The organism is Streptomyces sp. NPDC003035, assembly GCF_042888285.1.
Classification (GTDB): Bacteria; Actinomycetota; Actinomycetes; order Streptomycetales; family Streptomycetaceae; genus Streptomyces.
The window spans coordinates 164396-190000 of the sequence record NZ_JBIAPJ010000011.1 but is presented as its reverse complement, the minus strand read 5'-3'; the positions used below and the strand labels follow the sequence as shown (position 1 = coordinate 190000).

The following is a 25605-nucleotide window of genomic DNA, read 5'->3' as shown; positions in this document are numbered from 1 at the left end:
CGGGAGCGCCCCGAGACGCCCGAACGGCGTGGTCCGGACGGCCGACCGTCCGGGCCACGCCGTCGTGCCCCGTCAGAAGGTCGCGTGTGTGCCGTTGACCATGCCCAGCGACGCCGGTCCGGCGCGTACGGCGTGCGCGTCCGATGATCTTTCAAGAGCCCGGCCGTACGGCTGAACTCGCTGCGTGGGGAGGTGCGCTCACCCACCGACGCGCTCCCGTGCACCCCTGCCTGTCCCTGAAGAACGTCCCGCGGTGTGCCGAGATAGCCGGTGTAACCAAGATCGACTCAGGGCGTCATGGAGGGCATGCCGGCACCCGGCATCCGCCTCGCGCCCTCGCGGCAGAGAACGGACAGCGCATGCGTGCACACCCCACCGTCGAGGATCCCGGAGCAGGACAGGACGTACCGATCGCCGTCATCGGAGCCGCTTGCCGGTTCCCCGGTCAGGTCCGCTCCCTCACCTCGCTGTGGCGGCTGCTGCTGGCACGGCGGGAGACGATGCGGGAGGTGCCCGCGGAGCGGTGGGGACAAGCGGAACTGGCAGGTCTGCCCGCCGAGGTCGCCGCCCGCCTGCGGTACGGCTGCTTCCTCGACGACGATGTCTACGCCTACGAGCCGGAGTTCTTCGGCATCAACGCGCAGGAGGCCCCCTGGGTGGACCCTGAGCACCGCCTGCTCTCCGAGGTCGTCTGGGAGGCCGTCGAGCATTCCGGCATCCCCACCCAGCGGCTGGCGGGGACAGCCACCGGCATGTTCTTCGGGATCTACCAGAAGGACTACATGCTGCGCGTCCAGCGGTCGTTGGAGGAGACCAACGCCTATGCGATGTACACCGGGTTCGACAGCATCGGGCCGGGCCGCGTCGGGTTCATGCTCGACCTGAAGGGCCCTCAGCTGGTCGTGGAGTCCGCCTGCGCCTCCGGGCTCGCCGCCGTGCACACCGCCTGCCAGAGCCTGCGTACCGGCGAGTCCGATGTCGCCCTGGCCGGGGCCGCCATGCTGACCCTGGGGCCCGAAGGCGTCATCGCCCCCGCCCTGTGGGGCGTGTTCTCCCCCACCGGCCGCTGTCACGCCTTCGACGCCGCCGCCGACGGCTACGTCCGGGGAGAAGGCTGCGGCGTGGTCGTCCTCAAGCGTCTCTCCGACGCCGTACGCGACGGGGACCGGGTCCTGGCCGTGGTGCGCGGGACCGCCGTCAACCAGAACGGCCGCGGCACCCGGCTGAGCGCCCCTTCCGAGCCGGCGCAGATCGACCTGTACCACCTGGCACTGCGTCGCGCGGGCGTCGAAGCCGCCGACGTCGGCATGATCGAGGCCCATGGCCCGGGAACGGCGGTGGGCGACCCGATCGAGTTCGCCGCCGTGGCCGCGGTCTACGGAAAAGGCCGTGACCGGTGCGCCCTGGGCTCGGTGAAGACGAACATCGGCCACACCGAACCGGTGTCGGGCGTGGCGGGCATGCTCAAGGCCATCGCCTCCCTGCGCCACGGTCTGGTCCCCGCCAGCCTGCACTTCAACAACTGGAACCCGCAGATCGACCCCCGTGGCACCCGGCTGTTCGTCCCCACGGACACCACCGAGTGGCCGGTCCGGGACGGCGCCCGGCTGGCCGCTGTGTCCTCCTTCGGCATCAGCGGCACCAACGTCCACGTCATCCTGGAACAACCGCCGACGTCCTCCCCCGCACGGAGCGCCGTCCGCCCAGCCCCGCCCCGCGGATCGGCCCGGGAAGGAGCCGAGGAGGAGATCCCGCGGGTCTTCCCCCTCTCCGCCGGCACACCCGGCGCCCTGCGGTCCGCCGCCGACGGCCTGGCCCGCTGGCTGAAGGAGGAGGGAGCGCGGACCCCGCTGGCAGATGTCGCGCACACCCTGGCCGTACGCCGCTCGCCCGCCCGCGAACGGGCCGCCGTCGTAGCCGTCGACCGTTCCGAACTCGTCGCGCGCCTGGAGGAGTTGGCGGCGGGTACCGCGTCGTCGGCCGGGACGGCGACCGGCCGGGCGCTGCCCGAGGCCGGGCAGCGTGTGGTGTGGGTCTTCTCCGGACACGGCTCCCAGTGGGCCGGCATGTGCCGGCACCTGCTGGACCGGAATCCCGAGTTCACCCGGGTCATCGACGAGCTCGAACCCCTCGTCGCCGAGGAGTCCGGTTTCTCCCTGCGCCGGACCCTGTTGTGCCCCGAGGTGGTGACGGGCTTCGACCGCGTGCAGCCGGTGATCTTCGCCGTCCAGCTCGGCCTGGCGGCGATGTGGCGGTCCCACGGCGTCGAACCGGCGGCCGTGATCGGCCACTCCATGGGTGAGGTCGCCGCCGCCGTGACCGCGGGCGCGCTCAGCGTCCACGACGGGGTACGGGTCATCTGCCGCCGCTCGCGGCTGATCCTGCGGGCCGCCGGCCAGGGCCTCATGGCGTCGGTGGCCCTCGGCCGGGCCGAGGTGGAACGGCTCCTCGCCGAGCAGGCCGTCGCCGGAGTGACCGTCGCGGTCGTCGCCTCACCCGACAACACCGTCATCGGCGGCGACGCGGACCGTATCCGCCGGCTCGCCGAGGAATGGGACGCGAGCGGTATCGGCATCCGCGTGGTCGAGGTGGACGTCGCCTCGCACACCGCCCACATGGACCCGATCCTGCCCGACCTCGGCCGCGCACTCGCCGACGTCACCGGCCGGGCACCGCACACCGCCTTCTACAGCACCGTCACCGACGACCCCCGCGCCCACGGCGCCCTCGACGCCGGCTACTGGTCGGACAACCTCCGCCGCGTCGTCCGCTTCGCCGACGCGGTCCGCGCGGCCGCGGAGGACGGCCACCGGCTGTTCGTCGAGCTCGGCCCGCACCCGGTCCTGGTCCACCCGGTGCAGGCGACCCTCACCGCCCACGGCCACACCGGCACCGCGGTCGTACCCTCCCTGCTGCGTGACACCGACGACATGCTGGCGTTCCACACCCAGGTCGCGGCGCTGCACTGCGCGGGCCACCCCCTCGACTGGGCCGACCGCTACCGTGACGGCGCGCTGGTCGACCTCCCGCCCACCACCTGGGAGCGGACTCGCCACGTCCTTCCCCCCTCCCCTTTGCGGCAGACGTCGGGAGCCCGTTCCTCCGTCGCCGTCCACCCCCTCACCGGGCCGCACACCGCGGATCCGGACGGTGAGGGCCGCCACCTCTGGCAGAGCCGCCTCACCCCGTCCACCCTGCCCTGGCTGGACACTCACCGGGTCGACGACGTCGCGGTGGTTCCCGGCGCCGCACTGTGCGAGATGGCGGTCGCCGCCGCCACCGACCTGTACGGGTGCGGCCCGCAGCGCGTGCGCCTCACCGGCGTCGACCTGCAACGGCTCCTGCTGCCCGCCCCCGACGGCACCCGCGTCACCGCCACCGCCGAGACGACCGGCCCGGACAGCGCCCGCTGGCACGTGGCCAGCACGAACGGCGACGGCACCTCCGTACGGCACGCGGAGGCGCAGCTGCACCTCGCGCCCGACGACGACCCCGTCCCGCAAGGCCTCGATCCCCAGCTGACCGCCGCGTTCCCGCACGCCGTGGACACCGAGGACGTCTACCGGCAGATGCGCGACGAGCGCGGAGTGCACCACGGTCCGCCCTTCCGCGGCCTGCGGACGCTGTTCTCGGACGGCACACCGCCGGACCGACCCGGCACCCGCCTGCTGGCCCGTCTGCGGGTACCGGACGAGGGCCGCGCCGGTGCGCGGAGCCTGCGCTGCCACCCCGTCATGCTGGACGCGTGCCTCCAGACCGTCGCGGCCGCCGTCCTGCGCACCGGAGACGTCCCTGACGGAGGCATCCTGCCCCGGCGTATCAAAGAGCTCCGCCTCTACGGCCCCATCCCCCTCAGCGGCCACTGCCAGGTCACGCTCCGGCAGATCGCCGACGGCCGCTACACGGCCGACTTCCGCCTCTGGGCCGACGACGGGGCGGTGGCCGCCGACGCCACCGGCGTGGAGTTCACCCATGTGCCCGCCCAGAGCGCCGAGGAACGCTTCGCCGACCGGCTGCTCCGGGCCGTCTGGGAGCCCAGCGAACGCTCCGCGCCGGCCACCGTGCCCGGCACCTGGATCCTCCTCGCCGAACCCGGGCGCGAGACGTACGCCGCCGACCTCGGGCGAGCCCTGGAGGAGCACGGCGCCACGGTCGGCCTCCGTACGCTGACGTCCGAACCCACTCCGTCCGCGACGCCCGCCGCGCCGGGGGCGCAGACACCGGCACCGCAGGCCGTGGTGTACCTGCCGGCCTCCGGCACCGGATCCACCGCGGCGTCGCCCGACGGCCAGGCGCGTCAGCAGGTCGCCCGGCTGACCGAGACGGCCCGGAGCCTCGCGCACGATGCCACCGACGGGAACGGGCCACGGCTGTGGACCGTCACCGCCACGGCGCAGTACGTCACCGGGACGGACCGGCCCGACCTCGCGCAGGCCGGACTGCGCGGGCTCGTACGGGTGCTGAGCTACGAGCACCCCGAACTGCGCCCCGGCATCCTGGACACCGATTCCCGCACCCCGGTCGCGGACATCGCGGCGGAACTGCTGTCCTGCCCCGCGGAACAGGACGAGATCGCCTACCGCGAAGGCACCCGCCACCTCGCCCGGCTGCGCAACACCCCCCTCACCGAGGGCGAGCGCCGCCGCGCCTCCGTCGACCACGCACACGACCGGGTGGCCCTCCACCTCGCCCGCCCCGGCGACCTCGACTCCTTCGAGCTCGTCGCCCAGCCCCGCCGCGGGCCCGGACCCGACGAGGTCGAGGTCCGGCTCGACGCGACCAGCGTCAACTTCATCAACGTCCTCCAGGCCATGGGCGTCTACCAGCGCTTCGACGCGGACGGCGAGGAGAGCGCGGAGGTCTCCGCCTTCGACGGCGCCGGCGTCGTCACAGCGGTCGGGGACGGGGTGCGGAACGTGCGGCCGGGCGACCGCGTCGCCGCCATGTTCGTCGACACCCGGCAGACAGCCCTCATGTCCTCGTTCGCGACCGTCCGGGCCGACTGCCTTCTGCCCGTGCCGGACGGGGTGAGCGCGCAGGACGCCGCCGCCCTGCCGTGCGCCTACCTGACCGCCTGGTACACCCTGCGGCACCTCGCCCGCCTCAAGCCGGCCGAGAAGGTGCTCATCCACTCGGCGAGCGGCGGCACCGGCCTGGCCGCGGTGAACCTCGCCCGAGCCTGCGGAGCCGAGGTCCTGGCCACCGCCGGGAGCGAGGCCAAGCGGGAGTACCTGCGCGGCCTCGGCATCGACCATGTCATGGACTCCCGCGGCCTCGACTTCGCCGACCAGGTACGCGACCTCACCCAGGGCCGCGGCGTCGATGTCGTCCTCAACTCCCTCACCTGCCCGGCGCAGTCCGCGAGCCTCGATCTGCTGGCGCACCGGGGCCGGTTCCTCGAACTCGGCAAGAGGGACATCTACGCCAACACCCGGCTCGGACTGCTGCCTTTCCGCCGCAACGTCACCTTCGCCGGCGTCGACGTGCTGATGATGACGCGGGAGGACCCGGAACTCCTCGCCGAGGGCTACCGCGAGCTGTCCGGCATGCTCGCGGACGGCACCCTGCCGCTGCTGCCCGTCACCGAGCACCCCGTCACCGAGGCGTCGTCGGCCTTCCACACCATGGCCTCCGCCCGGCACACGGGCAAACTCGTCCTCACCTGGCCCGCCGAGGGCACCGACACCCTGCCCGTGCGACCGGAGGACGTCCCCGTCGTACGCTCCGAAGCCAGTTACCTGGTCACGGGCGGCCTCGGCGGACTGGGGCTCCTGGTGGCCCGGTGGCTGGCCGAGCGAGGCGCCGCGGCCGTCGTGCTCACCTCCCGCAGCGCTCCCACCCCGGCCACCCGCACCGCTCTCGACGCCCTCACCGCCGACTTCGGCACCCGCGTGGAGGTCGTGCGGGGGGATCTCGCCGAGCCGGGCGTCGCCGAGACCCTCGTCCGGGCCGCCCTGGACACGGGCCACCCGCTGCGCGGCATCGTCCACGCCGCGGCCGTCGTCGAGGACGCCACCGTCGCCAACCTCACCCCGGCCCTCCTGGAGAAGGTCTGGCGCCCCAAGGCGACCGGGGCCTGGCAGCTGCACGACGCCACGCGCGGCCAGGAGTTGGACTGGTGGGTCACCTTCTCCTCCGCCGCCTCCCTCCTCGGCAACCCCGGACAGGGCGCCTACGCGGCCGCCAACGGCTGGCTCGACGAGTTCACCTCCTGGCGCCGGTCCCAGGGGCTCCCGGCCACCTGCGTCAACTGGGGACCCTGGGCGGAGGTCGGCCGCGGCGCGGTCATGGAGCAGCGCGGTTACGCCATGATCACGCCCGAGGAAGGCATCGCCGCCCTGGAACGCGTCCTCGCCCACGACCGCGACCGCACCGCGTACACCCCGGCCGACGTGCCGCGCTGGCTGGAGTCGTTCCCGGCCACCGGCCGCCTGGCCTTCTTCGCCGAACTCGCCGCGCACACCGGGGCGGCGGACCAGGCCGACAGCGGCAGCGTCCTGCTGCGGTCCCTGCGAGAGACCGACAGCCCCCGACAGCGCCACCACCTCCTGGAGTCCCGGGTCCTCGAGCACATCGCGACGGTCCTGCGCCTGCCGGCCGACCGGTTCGACGCCGGCACGTCGCTCGTCACGCTCGGCCTGGACTCCCTCATGGCCATGGCCCTGCGCAACCGCCTTCAGCGCGATCTGGCCCTGGCCGTCCCCACGACCGTGATGTGGACCCATCCCACGGCCTCCGCGCTCACCCGCTACCTCCTGGCCCGTATCCACCCGGAGCAGGATCAGGACGACCGCCTCCCCGGCGCGACACCGGTCGCCTCCGCCGACATCCGCGGCTGACCCGCCCCCGTACCCCTACCGACGCCGAGGTGAGCCTCCTATGTCCCGAACACCCCTCCCCGCTCCAGGCGCCTGGGACGTGATCGTCGTCGGTGCCGGCCCCGCCGGCGCCACCGCCGCCCGCGTCTCCGCAGAACACGGCCTGCGCACCCTGCTCCTGGAGCGCGCGGCCATCCCCCGCTACAAGACCTGCGGCGGAGGCCTCATCGGTGCCTCTCTCGCCGCTCTGCCCCCCGGCCTGCCCCTGCGCACCTATGACACAGCGGGCCGGTTCACCTTCACCCACAACGGACGCAGGGAACGCACCCTCACCTCCGCATCGCCGACGTGCGTCATGGTCTACCGCAGTGAACTCGACCAGGCGCTGACCGAAGCCGCTGCCGCGGCGGGCGCAGAGGTCCGGGACTCGACCGCCTTGAACAGCCTGGACCAGGACGGCGACACCGTCGCCGTCCGGACGAACCGCGGCGAAACCCTGCACGCACGCGTCGTCATCGGCGCCGACGGCAGCGCCAGCCGTGTCGCCCGGCACGTAGGGGTACGGTGCACACAGGTCGACCTGGCGCTGGAAGCCGAGGTACCGGTCGACGAACGGACAGCCGACCGATGGCGGGGCCGCATGCTGATGGAGTGGGGCCCCCTGCCCGGCTCCTTCGGCTGGGTCTTCCCCAAAGGCGACATCTGCACCGCCGGCGTGGTCGCCGCCCGCGGCAACCCACAAGCCCTACGTGCCTACAAGGAGGACTTCCTCAAGCGCCACGGACTCCTCGGCCCCCGCCCCCTCCACGACACCGGCCACCTCACCCGCTGCCGCCACCCCGACTCGCCCCTCGCACGCGGGCGCGTCCTGGTCGCCGGCGACGCGGCGGCACTCCTCGACCACTGGTCACGCGAAGGGATTTCCTACGCTCTGCGCTCCGGCGAGCTCGCGGGCTCTGCCGCGGTCGGTGTCGTCACCGCCGCCGGCGAGGCGGAAGCCGACGCGGCCATCGACCGGTACGGACGGCAGGTCGACGCCACGCTCGGCACCGAGATGCGCGCCAGCGGGACCCTCATGGACCTCTTCACCCGCAACCCCGGCCTCGTCCACACCGCGCTCACCCGCCTCCCCCCGGCGTGGCGCAGCCTGGACCACTACATCGCCGGTCGCACCAGCGTCGCCGGCATCATGACCACACCGCTCGCCCGTGCGGCCGCCGCCCTCGGCACCTGGCTGTCGCCCACGCCCCCGTGCGGCGGCGCGGGATCCGCGTCACCGCTCGCGTCCACGGCGTCCTGAGGAGTGCGTGGTCCGCCTGCCCCCGTGGCAGGCGGACCACGGCAGGGTCAGCCGATCGGCGTCGGATTGTCGAGCGCGACGCTGTGGGTCACGTACGGTCCGCCGTTGACGGACATGTCCCGGTTCTCGGCCGTCTCGTCGAGCTTGACGCTGTGTGACGTGTACGGTCCGCCGTTGACGGACATGTCGCGGTTCTCAGGCGTTGCCCCCCATGAGCCGGCGTGGGCCGAACCGGCCGTCAGTGCCGCGAGGACCAGTGCCCCGCCGAGTGCTCCTGCGATCTTCAGACGCATGGTGCTGAGTTCCTCCCCTGGTTGGACGGACTGAGGCCAGACTCGCCCAGCGCCTCGGGGGTCCTCCAGCTTTTCGAAGGGTCTCGAAAAGCGGCATCGGCGACCCGCGGGGTTACAGTCGGCGCAGTCACTGATGAACGGGGGTTCTTCTGTGTCCGGCTACTCACAGCTGCATCTGGGGCCGTTGGAGACGGTCGCCGTCTCCGTGTTGCCGCAGCCGGGTGTCACTCTGATGTCGCTGGTCGCCGATGTTCTCGGCGGCCGCTCGCAGGGCGTCCACCCTGCCTGGAGACGGGCCGTACGGGCGGCCGTGCCGACGGGCGCCGCAGGAGTCCTGCATCCGCTGTTCGCGCCCGAGTACTCCATGGTCCCCGACTGCCTGACGCCCACCGCCCCGCTGTGGGAGACCGACCTCTCGGCCCAACTCGACCGTCTGCAGGAGGTGTCGCCGGATGCGCTGCTGGCGGAGCTGGAGGCGGACTTCCGCGGTACCGTTCCCCGGCAGTGGCAGAGCGTGGTGGACCGGCCACAAGCGTTCATCACCGCCTACGCGGGTATTCTCCGCGCCGTCTGGGACAGCTACGCGCCGGCGTGGAGCCTGGCCGGTCCCCTGCTGGCACGGGAGACCGAACGCATCGGCGTCGCGGCGGTCAGCGACGCCCTGGAGCCGGTACTGGCGGGCATAGGCCCCCGCGTCCGCCTGTCCGGCCAGACGCTGCGCCTGCCCGATCCCCACCCGGAGACGTTCGAACGGGCCGGCCGGCGCGTGGTGCTGGTACCGATGGTCTCCGGCAACGGCGCGTCCGTCTTCAGCTTCGACCGCCCGGACGCCGTCTGGTTCGGCTACCCGGTCCCCGGCCTGAGCACCCTGTGGGCCGGGCAGTACCCCGAACCCACCGTCGGCGATGCCCTGACACTCGTCCTCGGCACCCTCAGAGCGCGCATCCTGCGCGGCCTCTCACGCCCTCGCACCATGGGCCAGCTCGCGGCGGCCCTCGTCTGCGCTCCCTCCACCGTCACCCACCACTGCGGCCAACTGGAGGCCGCCGGGCTCGTCCACCGCGAAAGACGCGGCCAGCACGTCCAGGTCACCCGCACCACCCGGGGTGACGCGCTCGTCGACCTCCTGTCCACCTCGTGGCGGTGACATGGCTGAGGGCGTCTCGCCGCACCGGTTGAAGCGGAGCACCCCCCGCTCGGGGCGTACCACCGGTGAACAGCGGGAAGGGCCCGCACCTCGTGAAGGTGCGGGCCCTTGCCATTCCTGCTGTCCGTGGCCCGGGGAAGGCACGGGCTTCCTTACGACCTTACGACGTCGTCCAGTCCGCGGGTACCGGCAAGCCCCAGTCCGCGCAGGCTCGGACCATGACGGCGCGGACCCCCGGCCCTGCGTGGGCGTAGGAGAGCGGGCCGTCCCTGCCGATCAGATAGTCACCGGTCAGCCCCCCGAGGTACTCCCGGACGACCGGCTCGGGTGAGGCGGCGACCCTCTCCAGGAAGGAGAAGGAGCGCCGCAGCACCTCCGACCGCTCGGGGCCCGGCTCCGCCGCCAGCGCCGGGAGCAGCACCTCGTTGAACAGGTCCCAGAGCCGGCCGTACACGTCCGTCCGGACCGCCTCCGCGTCCGCCGGATCGTCGTCGAGATCGAGGGCCGAGCGGACCTTCTGCGCGACCGGCTCCCGCATCTCGGGGAAGGTCTCCAGCATCTCCCCGAGAAAGGTGTCCGATGCGATCGGTTCCGTCACCACGTACTCGATTCCCTTACGCGATACAGGCATGCGGGTTGGCGCACGGATCGGCGGTCAGCGAGTCCGCCACCCCGAGGGGGTCGATCATATCCTTGAACGTCTCCATCAGGCCGTCCTTCACTCCGTGCTCCTGGATGTTCCGGGGCGCCTCGGCCACGCCCACGGCGCCGCCGGCGATACCGAACGACTTGTAGAAGCCGCCCAGTCTGCTCGGTGTGCCCGTTGCTCGCGGTTTCGGATTGGGCGACCGGTCCTTGGGATGGACCTCGAATTTCTGACCGGTGATGTCCGACAGGGCCTCGGCGTTCACGGCTTTCTTGCGGCTGGCGATGAGGTTCTTCTCGATCGCCGGGTTCGCCTTCGTGTACGCCGTCATCTTTCCGTCGATGTCCCTGAGGTTCAGGGCGTGCCAGAGTTCCTTCGACTCGGCCTTCGCGAGCTTGAGTTCGGAATCCGTGAGCACACCCTTGCCGCCGTCCATCCGCGCCTTGCGGTCCTCCTCCAGGAGGTCGGTGAGACGGGTCATCAGGTCGGGAACCTTCGGGACGTGCCACCTGCCGTTGACGGGCTTGCCGTAGTTCAGCTCGTTGATGAACGCCGTGGCGGCCTTTCCGTCACCGGTGACCTTCGCTCCGGGCCTGACCTCCCGGAGGTAGATGGCGTCCAGGATGTTCTGGAAGTTCTTGTGCTTCACCACCGGAGGCTTGGCGACCGGCTTCTTCAGACCCGGGTTGGCGTGCAGGCCGATCCCGGTGATCTGCATGAACATCTTCGTGATGTTCGTGAAGAGGCCGAAGAAGAACAGGCCGGTCGGGTCGCTGTTGGTGATCGGGCTGTTGTTGCTGTACGCGTACCCGTTCATCTGAAGCGGGTCGGACAGGTCCACCACGGGGTCCGCGGAGATGAAGCGGCCGGTGGCCGCGTCGTACTCACGCGCTCCGATGTGGGTGAGGCCGCTCGGGTCGTCGATGCCGACGCCCAGGTACGACCGTCGGTCGACCCAGGCCGGCTTCGGCCCGCGCACCTCGCCGTAGGGCTTGAAGGCCCTGCGGGTGATGGGCTGGTTGGTGGTCTGCTCGACTGCCGTCGTGGCGGTACCGAGGTGGTCGGAGAGCAGCACGGTGAGCTTGTGGCCGGTGGTGGCCCCGTTCACGGTGGACCGGACGACCGTGGGCGCGCCCTGCTGGGCGTAGCCCCGCGTCGCGCGGGTGATCTTCCCGGCCGTGGTGGTCAGTTCGGTGCCGTCCACGTTCAGCACGCTGCCGGAGGGGCTGTTCTCCAGGATGCGGTTGCCGTCGGCGTCGTAGACGTACTTCGTCGTGACACCGTTCTCGGTGATCGTCGCGAGCTTGTTCTCGCGCGTCCACGTCAGGTCCTGGGTGGTGTGGGCGAGGTCGCGCTTGGTGGTGTTGCCGGCCGCGTCGTTGGTGTACGCGCTGCCGCCGCCGGTCGGGGCCGTCGACACCCAGGACAGGGTGTGGGGCTGGGCCGTGTACGACGGGCTTGTGTCGTTGCCCGTGACGGTCTTGCCGTACCCGTAGGTGAACGTCACGTCCTTCGTGGCGTCGTTGGTGTTGTGCTCCACCAGCGAGGCGCGGTTGCCGATCAGGTCGAACCGGAACGACTGCCAGTAGGAGGTGGTGCCGGTGTCGACGGTCCCGGTGGCCGGCGCTCCGGCGGCGAGGGAGGCCGTCAGCACGCTGTCCGGGCTCTCTCCGTCGGTCGTCTGGTCGGGGGCCTCGGCCACCGGGCCGCTGGAGGGCCAGCCGTCCGTGCGCGGCCCCCAGGCGGCGCCGTTCGCCGCCTTGCAGCCCGTGCCGTTGCCCTGCGGCGTGATGTTGGAGGTCCAGGCCTGGGTGAGCTCGCCCATCGCGTCATAGGTGAAGCACTGGGTGTCCCTCGTCGTGGTCGCGCCGTCGGTCAGCTTGCGTGCGTAGCCGGTCACATTGCCCGCGATGTCGTACGCGTACGTGCTGTCGGCGATCCGGTGGGAGTTCGCGGTCTCGCGGTCGGCCACCGTGCGCTGAAGGCGTCCGGTGTGCTGGTCGACGAAGTTGGTCGTCCACACGCGGTAGGGCTGTGGTCCGGTGACCGTCCGCAGCGGCTCCCCGTACGGCGAGTAGGTGATGTCGGAGGTGTACCAGGTGTGCCCGGAGGTGGACTCGGCCATCCCGTCGCTGTTGTAGCGGGTGATGACCTTCTCCTGGGCGAGACCGCCCGCAGCCGGCAGGGTCACCGACAGCGGCTTGCCCGTCGGTGTGTAGCTGTACGCGTAGCCGTACGTGCCGGAGACTCCGGTGGTCATGGAGTTGGCGGGGATCACCACCTGGCGGCCGGTGGGCTGGTAGCGCGCGTCGAAACCGGTGATGCGGCTGATGTAGTCGCCGCCGGCGTCGTGGCGGATCGCCGAGGTCCGTCGGCCGATGCCGCCGGTGACGTCGTCGTAGGTGTACTCCTTGACGGGCGCCGAGGTCGCGGTGCCCTCGCGGACCGCGACGATGCGGCCCAGCTGGTCGTAGGAGGTGTGGATCGCTCCTCGGAGGTCGGTGGCGCTGGTCTGGCGGTCGGCGTTGTCGTAGCCGTAGGCGATGTCGCCGGTGTCCGGGTCCGTGGCGGAGGTGATCCGGCCGCGGGCGTCATGGGTATAGGTCCAGACGTTGCCCGCCGGGTCGGTGACCTTGTTGCGGTTGCCGCGGGCGTCGTAGCCGTAGCGGGTGTCGCGCCAGCGGCTGGTGGCGGTGTTCGTGTAGTGCTGGATCAGGGTGATCCGGCCTCGGGCGTCGGTCCAGGTGTTGGTGGCCGGGGTGGCGCCGCCGGAGGGACGGCTGTAGGTGTTGGTGTCGCCGTAGGTGGTCGTCGACCAGAACGCGGTGTCGCCGCTGTGGTAGGTCGTCGCCCGGACCGGTCGTTCCAGACCGTCGAAGCGCGTGCGGACCAGGCTCGGGACGAGGGCGTCGGACACCCGCTTGAACTGGGCGGCCTCCGGCTCTCCCTTCGCGACGTACGCACCGGTCTGCTCGGCGACCAGGCCGTGGTCGTTGTAGCGCGTGTCGGTGATGATCCGGCCGGGGCCGTGGGCCTCGCGCTGGGTCTGGACGGCGCGCATCAGGCCGTCGTAGACGGTGATCTGCTTGGCGTAGCTGCCGTCGTCCTTGATGCTCTGGGCGATCACGGCGGTCGGCCTGGTCACCGTCGGCGTGCTCTCGGCCATCTGGTAGCCGATGATGACATCAGGCGTCTGGGTACCGGAGGAGCGGGCCGTCGACCAGCCCTTGACGAGCCGCCCGAAGGCGTCGTACTCGGTCCGTGTGACCTTGCCGTTGGGGTCGGTGACGGTGAGTTCCGAGCCGCGGCCGGGGTCGAAGGTGCGGACGGTCTCGTGCCCCTTGGGGTTGATGACCTTGACGCTGGTCACCGCACCGCCCGTGTCGCCGGGGGTGTACTGGGTCTCGGTGGTGCCCACCTCCGGCTCGGTCACCTTGCGGGTCCGGCCCAGGGGGTCGTACGTCGTCGTGGTGACGAGGGAGTGCGAGGTACCGGCGCCGTCGATCTCGGCGGTGGAGGTGACGAGGCCCTTGACAGGGGCGGCTCCCCACTCCTGGTTGTCGTACGACATCCGGACCGAGCTGACCAGCTGGGTCTTCGGGTCGGCGGACGCCTGGGTCGCGCAGGAGGTCGCCGTCTTACGGGTCGACGTCGGAGCGCCGATGATGTGGGCCGTGGTGTTGTGGGCCAGCGTGGTCTTGGTGCAGGTGTAGTCGCTGAGCGTCTCGCCCGTGCCGTTCGGCTTGACGACGGCCGTCTGCATCTGGACGGGGATGCCCCAGTCGGGATCCGCCTCCGTCTCGGTGCGGACCGCCTGCCAGCTGGTGCCGACGGTCTGGATCGCGTCCGAACGCTTCACACCGACGCGGTACGCCTTGAGCGGGGACAGGCCGCCGTCGCGGGTCCGCGAGGCGGTCTCCGTGGACCAGGGGTACGTCAGGCTGCGCTTGACGACGCGGCCGCCGGATCCGTCGTACACGATCGTCTCGGCGGGCATGCCGGCGTACTGGGGGGCGTCGTCGGCCGCGAGGGTGACGGCGCCGGTGGAGTCCTTGACCGCGCCGCCCGCGCCGCGGAAGTACCGCATGACGGAGCGGGACTGTGTCTGGGGGCTGCCCGTGGTGGGGACGCTCTTGCTGCCCTTGAGCGTGGAGACCTGCCGGTAGCCGCGCCATTCGCTGTGGGTGCGCAGGGCGGGCTTGGTGAACTCGTCGTCGCTCTTGGCCCAGGCCGCGTCGGCGTAGTCGTAGCGGTGGGTGATCCGGTCGGAGACACCGGTGATGCGGTCGGTCTCGGTCACCGTGTGCACGACGTACTTGTTGAACCAGGCGAGGGCCGGCTTCTCCACCTCACCGTCGGGCGACCAGCGCAGCGGGAAGCAGGTGCCGTGGTTGTCCTCGGGCGCGACGGTGGGCTGGATCTTGCAGCCGCCCTTGTACGTGACCTCGACGTCACCGCCGTGCTCGGTGGAGACCGTGCCGATGCGCGGGCGGGTGAAGCCGGGGCGCGCGTCGGAGCTGCTGCGGGGTACGAGGTTGGGGAGCTGCTTGTCCTTCAGGTAGCCGCTCAGCGGATGGGCGGCGCCGGTGCCGACGACGTACGGCTTGAAGCTGACGCCGGCCTTCGACAGCAGGGTTCCGCTGGTGTCGCCGGGCTTGTGGCCGTAGCGGGTGACGGAGTTCAGCCACAGGCCGGGCGCGGTGTCGTACCAGTCGCGGGGGAACGAGTGGTTGAGCCGGTAGGTGTCCACCTTGGCCAGGCCCGTGGTGCCGGGGCGGTGGGCGTAGGTGGTGACTCCGCCGAGCCGCAGCCGGTTCCAGAAGGAGGGGAAGCCCGGGCACAGCTTCGAGCCGGACTTGCAGTTGAGGTTGCCGGGGCTGTCCCACCAGGGGCGGTAGGAGGCGGGGTTCTTGGTGTCGTCGAACTTCTCGGAGGCGCAGACCGTGTCGTCCTGGACGCACCGCTGCCACAGCAGGAAGTCGATCTTGGCCGCCGGCTCCGCGCCCAGGGCGCCTTCGCGCAGACCGTACTCGATGGAGTCGGGGAGACCGCCGCGGTCGTACTTCTCCGGGGTCTTGAACTTCTTGTTGACGGCGTAGTAGTTCGTCGACTTGTGCCAGTTGACGATCATCACGTTGCCGTGGACGTCGATCACCTTGTCCAGGCCCCAGTGCCAGGCCTGCTGCTTCATGGCGTCGTCGTTGCAGCGGGAGGCCGCGAAGGTCGCGGCGTGGCACGGCTCACCGGGGTGGTTGCCGAAGACGGGCACGGTGAAGACCGACTGGGTGTCGGCGTGACCGTCACCGATCTTGTTCAGGCCGTAGAAGTACTTGGTGCCGTCGGTCGTGGTGACGACCCAGTACTCGCCGTTGTTGTCACCGTTGGTGCCGCCGGTCTTCAACTCGACGCGGGTGCCGTCGTCGTGCTGCGGGCGGTAGGTGTTGCCGGTGCCTTCCCGGACCAGTTCGACGGTCCGGCCGGCGTGGGACATGACGGCGTTGTACGAGACCCAGCACAGGTCGGAGGTCTTGGCCTTCTTGGCCGTGTTGTTCGCCTCACCGGCCGAGGTCGCTTCGCGGTCGTCCTTGCAGGTGCGGTAGCGGCGCTCGATGTGGCCGGGGTCGTAGTCCCAGCCCTCGCCGATCCAGGAGGCCTGCGGGGAGGAGGTGGCGGTCCTGCCGTCCACCGCCTGGGAGTTGTAGTTGAAGGAGATCTCCGGCGTGGGGCCGGCCGGCGCCGACGGCACGTCGACGGGGTACGACCACGTGAACGCGCCGGAGGAGGTTCCGGCCTCCCACTTGCCGTTGGAGATCAGGGGGGTGGCCCGGAAGGAGCCGCCCTCGCCCATGCCGGAGTCGACGGCGCCGACGACGGCCCTGTCACCGCCGTCGGCGACCTGCCGGACGTCGGCGGAGCGGACGTAGGAGGCCTGGAAGATGCCGGACGGCGGGGTGGTGGTGCGCGGGGCGACGGCCGGGGTGACGGTGCCGTCGGCGGCGGTGTCGACCGTCGCCGTGATGGTCTTGGACGTGGTGTCGTTGACCGTCTCCAGCTCGTCGTAGGTACGGCACTCCTCGACGTCCGGGGTGGTCAGGTAGCACTCCGGGAACTGGACGAACGTCAGCCGGGAGGCCCAGTCGGCGCCGTAGAGGTTCTGGTACGCCTGGTAGTCGAGCTGCACGGAGACCGGGACGGAACCGGTGGTGGGCGCGGTCACGGTGACGACCGCGCCGTCGACGCTGTCGGCCTCCGGCGCGGTGCGCGGGTAGACGCCGACCTGCCAGGTGCCGGTGGGCGTCGCGGCGCCGGGGGCCTGGCCGAGCTTCACGGGAAGCGTTCCGACCGGCTCCAGCGCGGCCGGGACGGCGGTGGAGCCCGCGGCGGCACGGCCCGTGGTGGCGCGGCCCGTGGTGAACGAGGCCTGTCGCACGGCGGTGGTCCCGGAGGCGGAGGAGGCCTGCTGCGGGGCGGGGTCGCCGAAGGTCACGGCGGCCGTGCCGCCGGCCGGCGGCGTCGCGGTGCCCGCAGGAGCCTCGGCCTGGTCGGCCGGAGGCTCGGCCGCGATCGCGTCCAGGCCGGCGTTGCGGGTCGCCCCGTCCACCGGCTTCTCCTCGGGGAGGTTCTCCAGGACGAGTTCCTCGCGGGGCACTTCGTCCCTGGCCGGATCGGGCGGCTGGGCGGCGGCCTGGGTCGGGAGGAGCGTGAGCAGCAGGGCGGCACCGACGGCCGGAACCACCGCGGTACGCAGGCGCTTTCGGCGCGCGGACAAGAAGGCAGGCACGGGTGAGGTCCCCCCGGACGACGAGAAGCGGCGCCTGGGCGGACCGCAGGTGAGGCCATGAACGTGGCAATTCTGTGTGTGAGTTGCGCGTAAAGACCAGACAGAAAGTGATCACGTGGTGATGATCACATCCATACATCGGTGGAATGGGTCATGGCTCGACCTCAACCCACCTAGGTGCCCCTCAATCACCAGGGAAACGAGGTAAAGCGGCGTTGCCAGCCAGACTGGGAGTGATCCCTTCCCAATGAGGGCAATACGGCGCGCTTTTCATCCCGATAGCAAACGGAACATCCGGTTCGTCTGCCGCCGACCGCTCCCCTGCCGCGGCGGCCCGATCGGCCCGGCCCGGAAGACGGCGTCCGGCTCCCCGCGGAGGTTTCGTGGCCGCCGCGTGACGGCTGATCCCCCGTAAGTCATGATCTGCAGGCATCCGTTACGTGAGGCGTGAACCGCCGTGCCCGCGTGACCAGCCACAGGAGCCCGGTCGGCGGTCTGCCGAAAGCCGGTTCTCGAGGGGGAAGGAACCTCGCTCATGACGAGCAGATGGCGCCGCATGTCCGGGCGTCGACCGGTCGCGGCCGTGGCGGCCGCCGTCGTCGTGGCCTCCGGCCTCACGTACGTCGGTCTCGACAGCGGTCCCGAGGACCGTCGGGACGCGGCCGGTCCGCGCACCAGGAACAGCGCTCCCCTGAGCGAGTCCGATGCCGGCACGCTGGCCCGGAAGACCGGCAAGGCCGTCGAGGCCACCGCCATGCGTACGGCGTACTCGACCACCTGGGCCCGGCCGGACGGCCTGATGCAGCGGCGGATCCACGCCAGCCCGATCCGCGCCAAGGTCGACGGGGTCTGGAAGGCCATCGACACCGATCTGAAGCGGGTCGACGCCGGCTGGGCGACCAAGGCCACCAACGTGGGTGTCGTCTTCTCGGCCGGCTCGAAGGGCAAGGGCCCGCAGGGCGCGGGGGACGACCGTGCCTCCCGAGCCGGCGCGCAGCGCGTCTCGCTGCTGCCGGGAACGGTGGCCGGCCTCCCCAGGGCGACCGCGGCCGCTACGGGCAACGTTCTCGCCACACTCACCGTCAACGGCCACGACATCGTGGTGACCTGGCCCGACGCCGTGCCCACCCCGATCATCGACGGCCCCAGGGCGCTCTATCCGGAGATCCTGCCCGGCGCCGACCTCGTGCTCACCGCCGATGACGGAGGCTTCGCCCAGCTCCTGGTGGTGAAGAACCGTCAGGCCGCGGCCGACCCGCGCGTCGCCCGACTCGCGTACGGCCTGTCCTCGCCGGACCTCAGCTTCAAGCTGGACCCGACCACGGGCGTCGTCTCCGCCACCGACACCGGAGGCCAGGACATCGCCGAGTCCCCCACGCCGCTCATGTGGGACAGCTCGGGCACGCCCACACTCACCGACGGCGAAGGCGGCACCAGCGCCTCCCCCACCGTCCCTGAGGTGATCCCCTCCGAGTCACCCGTTCCGTCCGGTGAGCCCGAGGAGTCGCCGACCGTGTCGGCCGAGCCCACGGACGGCATGAACGACGGTGACCAGGGCGACACGTTCAACGAGCTGCTGCCGGAGGCGACCGACGAGGCCGCCGATCCGTCCGTGATCGGTGAGATCGAGGGGTCCGCGCCGCCCGTGCCCGCGGAGCCGACTCCCGAGCCGTCGCAGACCGGCGCGGCGGCGACGCTGTCGCTGCCCGGAGTCAACGGCCCTCAGCCCGACTCCAAGGGCACGCTGGTGGGGACGGACCTGGAGGGCTCGGACTGGGTGATGACCCCGGACCAGGACTTCTTGAACGACCCCGGCACCGTGTACCCGGTCTTCGTCGACCCGTCCGTCAAGAAGCACACGAACGACTGGACGACGGCGTACAGCCGCCACCCGAACGCGAGCTTCTACAACGGCAAGAACTTCAACAAGGGCGGCACGCACGAGGCCCGCGTCGGCTACGAGTCCGACACCTGGGGCACCTCACGGTCGTACTTCAGCATCGACTGGGACCCCGACCTGAAGGGTTCCACGGTGCACAGCGCCAAGCTGCGCGCCCTGGAGACGTACTCGTGGTCGTGCAGCAAGCGCAGCATGACCGTGCATCTGACCGGCACGATCAGTTCGAAGACGAACTGGAAGAGCGCGCCGTCCATGAACAGCGGCAACAAGATCGGCGGCGGCAGCTTCGCGCACGGCTGGAAGTCCTCCTCCTGCCCTGACGAATGGGTCGCGTTCGACGTCAAGTCCTCGGCGAAGAAGGCCGTCGACGGCGGCTGGAAGACGATGACCATCGGCTTCAAGTCCTCGGACGAGGGGTCTCAGTACTCCTGGAAGAAGTTCCAGGCGAACGGCGGCCACGACCCGTACGTCGATCTGTCGTACAACCGTCGGCCGGCCACCCCCACCAGCCTGGTCCTCGACCCGAACGGGGTGCGCTGCGACACCACCTCCCCGTACCTCAACGTGGGCGCCTCCGCCATCACCCTCTGGGCGAACAGCACCGACAAGGACAGCAACCTCCAGACGATCCACTTCGAACTGTGGCCGACCGGTGGCAGCACCACCAACCTGCTCGGCAGCAAGGGCAAGGTGTCGGTCGGCAGCCAGACCGGCTCGGCGAAGGTCCACACCGATCCCTTCTCCACGAGCGGGCTGAAGAACGGGACCACCTACTCGTGGCGGGCCAAGGCCGTCGACAAGTTCGGCGCGACCTCGTCGTACTCGCACACGAAGACCCCGTGCCGCTTCGTCTTCGACAACTCGAAGCCGTCGTCGCCGACCGCCACCTCGGCGCAGTTCCCGGACGCCGACGCCAAGGACAACGGCTTCGGGAACGACTCCGAGGACTCCAAGTGGAGCACGGTGAAGTTCGGCACGCCCGGTTCCTTCAGCTTCAAGGCGGCCCAGACGGACGTGGTGAAGTTCGAGTACGGCTTCAACCAGGCGTCGTACCCGTTCTCGGTGGCCCGGACGAACGGCGCGCCCGTCACCACGACGACCACCGTGAGCAACGTCAAGCCTCCGCTCGCGGGGCCGAACGTGCTCTACGTACGGGCGGTCGACGACGCGGGCCACCCGTCCCAGCCGACGAAGTACCTCTTCTACGTGACTCCTCGGGACCAGGCGGACCATCCCGGCGACTTCACCGGTGACAAGCTGCCCGACCTGATGGTGGTGGACGGCAACGGCAACCTGCGGCTCTACCCGTCGGAGGCCACCACCGACCTGGTGAAGGGCACGGGTGACCTGGACTACTCCATGTCGGGCTCCTACCGCGGCAATCCCGCGAAGGACCCGAACGGCGACGACGGACTTCCGCAGTACATCGCGGCACCGTCCGGCTACTGGAAGGACACCCTGATCACCCACCTCGGCGACGTCTACGGCGGGGACGGTCTCCAGGATCTCGTCGCGCGCCGTGAGGGCAAGCTGTGGGTGTACCCGGGCGACGGGTACGGCGGCGTGAACATCGACAAGCGGCAGGAGATCCTGCTGCCGTCGAACGCCCCGGCGCCGGACACCATCACCCAGATCGTCTCCGCGGGAGACGCCACCGGCGACGGCAAGACGGACTTCTTCCTGAAGGTCGGGGACGCGCTGTGGGCCCTCGTCGGCTACAACGGCGCGAGCATCGAGAAGGCCGTCCAGCTGTCGAGTTCGGCCTGGCTGGAGCGCGACATCGTCACCGTCCAGGACATCACCGGCGACGGAGTGTCCGACATGATCTACCGCACCGACGTGTCGGCCAGGCTGCTGCTCCGCACCGGCAAGAAGGACGCCGACGGCAGCGGGGTGGACATCATGTCCCTGGCGTCCGCCGCCAACTCCGCGACCGGGGTGGACGCCCAGTACGGCGCCTCGGGCTGGGGACGCAGCAACATCCGGCTGTTCTACGGCTCACCGGACGCCAACGGCGACGGCATCCCCGACATCTGGACGCTGCGGGTGGACGGTGCGGTGCGCTTCTATGCCGGCACCCGAGGGGAGATGGCGCACAGCGGGGTCGAGATCATCAGCAACAGCGACGGCGTGGGGTGGAAGAACAAGCTCGCCATCGGGTGATATGACGCACCTCCCCTACGACAGCGGGGCCCGGCCGACTCGGCCGGGCCCCGCTGTCGTCCCCCGTTCGCGTTCACAGGTGTTCCGCCCAGCCGTTCCGTACGGCGTGGGCGCCGAGTCGCGCGGCACGGCGCCGGGCTCTCCGGCCGGCGTGATCGCGAGCGGGACCAGGCCGAGGTCCGCGTCGGCCGGCGCGAGTTTCATCGGCTGCCTGACGGTAGTCTCGCCGCGCCCCCGGAGAGCTTCCGGGAAAACGCGCGGCCTATGTCTCCCTGGCGGTCAGGCAGCCACAAGGTCCTCGGCAAGGAACCGTTCCACGAACTCCCGCGCCCGCCGGTCGAGATCCGCGTACTGCGCCTCTCGCTCAGCTCCCGCGACCGCTGCGCCGACCAGGAGGTTGCCTTCGGCGTCGACGCGCTGCGGGCGCTCCTCCGCGTCGGTGAGCAGGCCGACGGTGGAATGGGAGAACCCGCAGTAGTAGGCGATACCTTCGCTCAGATTGGTTTCGAGGACGGTTTGCATCCCCTGCACGACGGGATCGTCGGCAGTGGCGCCGGCCAGGCCCAGCCACAGCATGCGCTTGCCGGCGAGGCGAGGCTTGCTGCGGCCGTAGGCGAAACCGTAGTTCCATACGCGGTCGATCCAGCCCTTGAGGATGGCGGGCACGCTCTGCCAGTACACCGGGAAGACGGCGACGACGACATCGGCGTCGAGGATGCGCCGCATATGGGCGTGTGCTTCGTCCGAATACGGCTTTTCCCTGTTGCCCCAGTCCGGCTGGTCCGAGATGTTCATCCGTGGGTCGAACCCCTCGGCGTGCAGGTCGAGCATGTCGATGCGGTATCCGGCGGCTTCGAGCCGGGCGGCAGCACGGCGGGCCGTGTGCGCGGTGAGGGAATCGGTGCGGTGGTGTGCGACGACTACGAGGGCTGTCCTGGCATTGCTGTCGTGCTGCGTCACGGTGTCTCCCGGCTGGTCTGGTCGATGCGATGAATCCAGTACAGCTGCGGTGGCGTAGATGATCCATGGGAGAAACGCTCCGGAACATAGGAGATCGTCTACGGTGTTTCCGTGGATCCTTTGAGTTCGCTACTGAGTGGCGTCCGGGCCGAGGGCTCGGTCGTCAGCCACGCCGTACTGACGGCGCCCTGGACCATCCGCTTCGCCGACGACGCACCGCTCACCATGATCAGCGTGCTGCGCGGCGGGGGCACTCTGATGCTGCCCGACGGCACCGAGCGAGCGGTCGGCGTGGGCGATACAGCCATCGTGAGCGGCCCTGCACCGTTCCATCTCGTGGACCAGCCCGCCACTGTCCACGGCTCCCATGCCGCGTACGAGATCTCCTGCTTCACCACGGACGCCGAGTGCACCGCCCAGGAACTCGGCGGTATCCACTGGGGCACCGACTCGGAACAGGCGACCGCTCTGATCGTGGGCGCCTATCGCGCCTCGGGCCACCGCCACGAACGGCTCCTGCGTGCCTTGCCGCCCGTCTTGGTGATCAAGGAGGACGCCGAGGTCTGTGCCTGGCTGGAGACGGCCGCCGTCGACGCCGCCCAACTCTCGGCCGGTTCACAGGCGCTGATGGACCGGCTTCTCGACTGGGCCTTGGTGTGCACGTTGCGCAGCTGGTTCGACCAGGCCGGCGCCGACGCGCCCAGCTGGTATCGGGGCCTCGCCGACCCCGTCCTCGCCCCCGCCCTGCAGGCCTTCCACGACCGGCCGGCCGAGGCGTGGACGGTGGCGTCGCTGGCCGCGCGAGCCGGCGTCTCCCGGGCGCTGTTCGCCAAGCGCTTCACCAAGCTGATGGGCCGCCCGCCCCTCGCTTACCTCACCGAATGCCGCATGAACGAGGCCGAGGCGCTTCTGACCGACACCGACCTCGGCATCGCCCAGATCGGAAGGTCGGTCGGCTATGCCGACGCTTTCGGCTTCAGTGCCGCGTTCAAACGCCACAAGGGCCTGAGCCCCAGCACGTTTCGCGCCGCGGCGGCCTGAGTCCCGGTCCGGCGAAGGAACCTGCGGACCGGCTGCACGACCTTCCCCTCTTCGTCGAAGACCAGCCAAGGCGCAAGACCTGGGTCCCTATCCCATCGCCCCGTCGCAGGGGCTGGCCCGGTACGGGTCGGTGACATCCGTCATCGCGGTCCGCAACGCCTCGGAGCCATCAGCTCCGCTCCCTCGTTCACCAGCCTTGACGAACAGCCCCCGGCCCTGACTGAACGGCGTTGGACCTAGGACCTGCCGATGCGGCGCCAGAAACCGGAGCGCTTCTCCTGGGGTGGGACGCTCCTTGGGGGACGGACTTCCAGTGACCAGTCGCCCGCTCCTTGGACCACCGCCAGGAGCAGCGGCCCCTCCGGCAGCACTCGCGCGTCCCTCGGGCTCCGGCCGGACTCGTTCGCCAGCGGGACCGGGTACGTGGCGGGGGTACCGGGGCGACGGGGCTTGTACCCCTCGACACGCACGGACCCGGTTGCCTCCGTCGGACGCAGACGGGAGACCAGCTCGCCGGCGGGCCCGGTGTGAAGCAGCACCTCGGAGCCCCGGCCGGTGGCCGCCTCGCCGAGCTCGCGCACCGTGCTCACGGGCCGGATCACGATCGTCCACTCGTCGCTGTCGCCGCAGTCGACGCGGAAGCGCAGCGGGTACAGGTTGTCGCACCACATCACCCGCCGCTCGAACCGGTGGGACGTGTCCGAGCTCCCGAGGTCGACGGCCTCCCTGCCGTCCCAGTCGATGGAGTCCAGGTCGAAGAAGCCCTTGCCGGTCCGGGCGAAGTCGACCAGGACGTAGCCGGGCGGTGGAGTCGTGTCCATGGCGAACTTGGCGCTGCCCCGCCCGCTGTACACGATGTCCTCGAACTCCCCACCGAGGGTCGCGGCGGCGGCGACCGCTTCGGGTGACGGGGCCGGCGAGGGGACCACCGGGATCGCTCCCGGCCGCCGGGACGGGGTCTGGAGCGAGCTCTGGGTCGAGCTCCGGGACTGGGCCTGCGCTCCGGACTGGGCCTGGGCTCCGGTCTGGGCCTCGGACTGGGCCTGGGCGAGGGCATGCGGTGTACGCGAGCCCGGGCCGAGCGCCTCGGCCTCGCCCTTCGTCAGTCCCGAGCCGCCACCGTGCCCCTGGCACTGGGCCGAACCCGTTCCCTGCCTCCGCTCCGTATCGGCAGCCGCCCCTGGGGACTTGCCGACGGCCCCGCGTGGAAGCTCCACCGGCACCGGCCCGCCCGGGGCCGGTGCCGGCACCGAGATGCCGAAGTCCTCCGCCAGCGCCCTGAGCCCCGCGTCGTACCCCTCGCCCACCGCACGGAACTTCCAGCCACCGTCGCGCCGGTAGTACTCGCCGAGGACGAGCGCCGTTTCGGTGGTGGCGTCGTCGATCTCGTACAGGGCGAGTTGCTCCCCGGTCACGGCGCTCAGCGTCCGCACCGACAGGCCGGGCACTTGCCCGAGCGTGCCGTTCTGGCCCACGGCGACGATCACGATGCGCCGGATGTCCGGTCCGAACCTTTCGGTGTCAAGGTCCAGCCGGTCCGCGAACCGGTCGTCCACGACGCCGGCCCGTTCGAGGACCAGTTGCCAGACGGCCTTGCCGGTGGCGTCCAGGAGCAGCGCGGAGGCCGCCACCTCCGGCACCCCATCGCCGGGCGCCTGCCGGACGACCTCGATCCGCCACGCCTGCCCGGGGACCGGCAGGTTCTCCCCCTTGATGATCTGCGTCACCGCGTCATGCTGGCACGCCGCCCCCGGGCAGGTCCACGGCCGGGCACGGCAGTGCGGGGACACCCAGGTCGGCGAAGGGGTGACGAGAAGGGCGTACGGCTCCGGGGAGCTTCCCCCGCCTACGGCCTCACAGCCGCCGATGATGACACCGGGCAGTCGACGAGGTGCTGGGACAGCAGACGACATGTGGTCCTGTTCGTACCAGGTGCTCCACTGCCCCAGGCGGGTGCTCCAGGACATCGCCGACCGCGAAGGAACAAACCTCGCCACTGTCCGCCTCGCGCTGCTCAAGAACGGCGTCCCACTCCGCCCTCATGTTCGTCGATGCCGTGCTCGTAGGGCCGCCCCTACGGCTGGCATCCTGTCAGACAGCACTCGACGGCCCAGAGGGAAGACGGAACCGTGACCGTGACCGTGGACATACCCGACCACATACGCGACCTCTGCGCCCACCTCGGAGACGGTGTCCCATACGCGGTCAAGGTCCTCGCCCGGCAGTTGGCCGACGACCCCCGTCTGGGCAAGCGCACCGGCAGGGTCGGCCTGTACGCTGCGACGATCGACGGCGACACCTTCGATGACTGCCCCCCCTGACCGTGCGCTACGCCTACGGCCCGCCCCTGACGACGGAGGGGCAGCTCCAGATCCGTGACGTCGAAGCCATCGGACCGCTCCCCGCCACCAGCGATACCGACGACGGCCAGGCCCCCGATCCGCGCCTGGAGCAGATCGCCGCACGGCAGGTGACCGAGGCGTGGCAGCGCATCACCCTCATGGCTTGAGCAGAACGCGCCGGCCTCGCACGAGGCGCTGCTGCCCGCCGCGACCG

The 25605-nt window shown here is 71.0% G+C and carries 12 protein-coding genes; 7 read left to right on the top strand and 5 right to left on the bottom strand.

The genetic code is table 11. The features are described from left to right. Positions 1 to 359 precede the first annotated feature (359 nt). Both ACFYV5_RS31055 and ACFYV5_RS31050 read left to right on the top strand, forming a co-directional pair. The gene (locus tag ACFYV5_RS31055) at positions 360 to 6839 is read left to right on the top strand and encodes an SDR family NAD(P)-dependent oxidoreductase (RefSeq protein WP_389173872.1); all 6480 of its coding nucleotides are present in this window, start codon (positions 360 to 362) and stop codon (positions 6837 to 6839) included. Positions 6840 to 6879: 40 nt separating this feature from the next. Then, positions 6880 to 8118 (top strand): geranylgeranyl reductase family protein, encoded by a 1239-nt coding sequence (locus ACFYV5_RS31050; RefSeq protein ID WP_389173869.1) that lies wholly within the window; start codon positions 6880 to 6882, stop codon positions 8116 to 8118. Between the two features lie 47 nt (positions 8119 to 8165). Here the strand turns inward: ACFYV5_RS31050 and ACFYV5_RS31045 are convergent, their stop codons facing one another. Then, positions 8166 to 8411: a hypothetical protein gene (locus ACFYV5_RS31045; protein ID WP_389173866.1), complete on the bottom strand. Its 246-nt coding sequence runs from the start codon at positions 8409 to 8411 to the stop codon at positions 8166 to 8168. Positions 8412 to 8562: 151 nt separating this feature from the next. Here ACFYV5_RS31045 and ACFYV5_RS31040 point away from each other — a divergent pair, with 151 nt between their 5' ends. Continuing rightward, the gene (locus ACFYV5_RS31040; RefSeq protein ID WP_389173863.1) at positions 8563 to 9558 is read left to right on the top strand and encodes an ArsR/SmtB family transcription factor; all 996 of its coding nucleotides are present in this window, start codon (positions 8563 to 8565) and stop codon (positions 9556 to 9558) included. 160 nt (positions 9559 to 9718) lie between these two features. Here ACFYV5_RS31040 and ACFYV5_RS31035 read toward each other — a convergent pair whose 3' ends face one another. Together ACFYV5_RS31035 and ACFYV5_RS31030 are read right to left on the bottom strand one after the other, a co-directional pair. Continuing rightward, positions 9719 to 10156, bottom strand: coding sequence for a hypothetical protein (locus ACFYV5_RS31035; protein ID WP_355112962.1), 438 nt, complete (start codon positions 10154 to 10156; stop codon positions 9719 to 9721). Positions 10157 to 10172: 16 nt separating this feature from the next. Further along, entirely contained in the window at positions 10173 to 16973 is a 6801-nt protein-coding gene (locus tag ACFYV5_RS31030) for an RHS repeat-associated core domain-containing protein (RefSeq protein WP_389173860.1), read from the bottom strand. Between the two features lie 547 nt (positions 16974 to 17520). On the opposite strand from ACFYV5_RS31030, the gene ACFYV5_RS31025 reads away from it, so the two are divergent. After that, positions 17521 to 21048 carry a DNRLRE domain-containing protein gene (locus tag ACFYV5_RS31025; protein WP_389173857.1) on the top strand — a complete coding sequence of 1176 codons (3528 nt, stop codon included), beginning with the start codon at positions 17521 to 17523 and terminating at the stop codon, positions 21046 to 21048. A 279-nt stretch (positions 21049 to 21327) separates the two neighbouring features. Here ACFYV5_RS31025 and ACFYV5_RS31020 read toward each other — a convergent pair whose 3' ends face one another. Beyond that, positions 21328 to 22008, bottom strand: a complete 681-nt coding sequence (locus ACFYV5_RS31020; RefSeq protein ID WP_389173854.1) for an NAD(P)H oxidoreductase — start codon at positions 22006 to 22008, stop codon at positions 21328 to 21330. Between the two features lie 111 nt (positions 22009 to 22119). Here ACFYV5_RS31020 and ACFYV5_RS31015 point away from each other — a divergent pair, with 111 nt between their 5' ends. Continuing rightward, positions 22120 to 23049 (top strand): AraC family transcriptional regulator, encoded by a 930-nt coding sequence (locus ACFYV5_RS31015; RefSeq protein WP_389173851.1) that lies wholly within the window; start codon positions 22120 to 22122, stop codon positions 23047 to 23049. A 236-nt stretch (positions 23050 to 23285) separates the two neighbouring features. Here the strand turns inward: ACFYV5_RS31015 and ACFYV5_RS31010 are convergent, their stop codons facing one another. Beyond that, positions 23286 to 24776 (bottom strand): TerD family protein, encoded by a 1491-nt coding sequence (locus ACFYV5_RS31010; protein ID WP_389173848.1) that lies wholly within the window; start codon positions 24774 to 24776, stop codon positions 23286 to 23288. 402 nt (positions 24777 to 25178) lie between these two features. Between ACFYV5_RS31010 and ACFYV5_RS31005 the strand changes: the two genes are divergently transcribed. Continuing rightward, the gene (locus ACFYV5_RS31005) at positions 25179 to 25370 is read left to right on the top strand and encodes a hypothetical protein (RefSeq protein ID WP_389173845.1); all 192 of its coding nucleotides are present in this window, start codon (positions 25179 to 25181) and stop codon (positions 25368 to 25370) included. A 2-nt stretch (positions 25371 to 25372) separates the two neighbouring features. After that, complete coding sequence (locus ACFYV5_RS31000; protein WP_389173842.1) at positions 25373 to 25558, top strand: hypothetical protein; 186 nt, start codon at positions 25373 to 25375, stop codon at positions 25556 to 25558. Positions 25559 to 25605 lie beyond the last annotated feature (47 nt).